Origin of the sequence: Streptomyces misionensis (assembly GCF_007896895.1) — a bacterium.
Classification (GTDB): Bacteria; Actinomycetota; Actinomycetes; order Streptomycetales; family Streptomycetaceae; genus Streptomyces; species Streptomyces misionensis_A.
The window spans coordinates 43,416-44,716 of record NZ_VOGW01000101.1 but is presented as its reverse complement, the minus strand read 5'-3'; the positions used below and the strand labels follow the sequence as shown (position 1 = coordinate 44,716).

Sequence of the window (1,301 nt, the reverse complement as noted above, 5' to 3'; positions counted from 1 at the left end):
CGAGGCTGGCGCCGGTGGCGCGGAACCGGGTGGAACTCTCCGGCAGCTGCTCGCCGAACTGGAGGGACCGGAACTCCCGGAGTACTTCCCAGAGTTGGCGGGAGATCTCGGCGGCCGAGCGGAACCGGGCGCGGGGCTCGGGGTGGGTGGCGCGGGCGATGAGCCGGCGGAAGGAGTCGGGGGCGAGGCCGCGGGCCGGTTCGGTGGCGCGGGCCAGGGCCTGCAGGGTCATGCCGACGGTGTAGAGGTCGCTGTCGATGTGCCAGCCGCGCCGGTCGATCTCCTCCTTCGGCGGCGCGAACGTCGCGGTGTACATGTAGGCGGAGGCGCGGTCGCCGATCGCGCGGACCGCGCCGAGGTCGATGACCTTCACGGCACGGCCGAAGTGGATGACGTTGGCGGGCTTCATGTCGCAGTAGAGCAGGCCGCGTTCGTGCATGTACTCCAGGGCGCCGAGGATCTTGCAGCCGTAGGTGAGGACGTGGTCCAGGCGGGGGCGGCCGTGGAAGACGCGCTCGATGTCGTCGGCGTCGAAGAGCTGTTGCAGGGAACGGCCGCCGATGTAGTCCATCACCAGGTACCCGGTGGGCGGTTCGGCGCCCGCCGCCCGGTGTTCGGCGTACGTGATGATGCGCACGATGTCCGGGTGGTGCAGGTCGGTGAGGGAGCGGCGCTCCTCGACGGCGGTGCGGCGGGCGAGCGCCCCGCCCGCGTTGATCTGGCTCTTGAGGACGACGCGGTGGCCCTCGGCGCGGGTGTCCTCGGCGAGGTGGATCCAGCCGAGACCGCCGTGGGCGAGGCAGCCGAGCACCCGGTAGTGGTCGGCGACCAGCTCGCCGCGGGTCAGCTGGGGCAGGAAGGAGTACGGCGTGCCGCAGCGGGGGCAGCGGCCGGTGGCGCGGGCGGGCTGGCCGCCGTAGCCGACGCCGACGATCATGCTGCAGTCGCCGCCGTCGCAGCGGCGGCCCCCGGTGGGCGGGCTGGGGTCCGCCACCAGGACGTCGTCGGGCTCGGGCACCTCGGGCAGCACGACCAGTCCGTGCTGGTCGAGTTCGCCGACCCCGGCGACGGCGTGCACGGTCGCCGGCCCCGGACCGTCCTCGGACACGACCGGTGCGGTCACGGCCTGCGCGGCGCGCGCCCCGGGCCGGGGAGACGAGCTGTGCGGCTCGATGTGCCGGTGCCCGCAGGTGTCGCAGTACCCGGTCCCCATGATGCGCCCGGCGCATCCGGGCCGTACGCAGGAGGTCATGAGCCGGGCTCCTTCCGGGTTCCGGGGTCGGTACGCGCGAAGGGCGGCT

At 73.8% G+C, this 1,301-nt stretch carries 1 protein-coding gene; it reads right to left on the bottom strand.

Going from position 1 to position 1,301, the window contains the following annotated elements:
* The coding region (locus FRZ03_RS17405) for a protein kinase domain-containing protein (protein ID WP_146466122.1) at window positions 1–1,252 on the bottom strand (1,252 nt) is incomplete at its 3' end.
* Window positions 1,253–1,301: the final 49 nt, after the last annotated feature.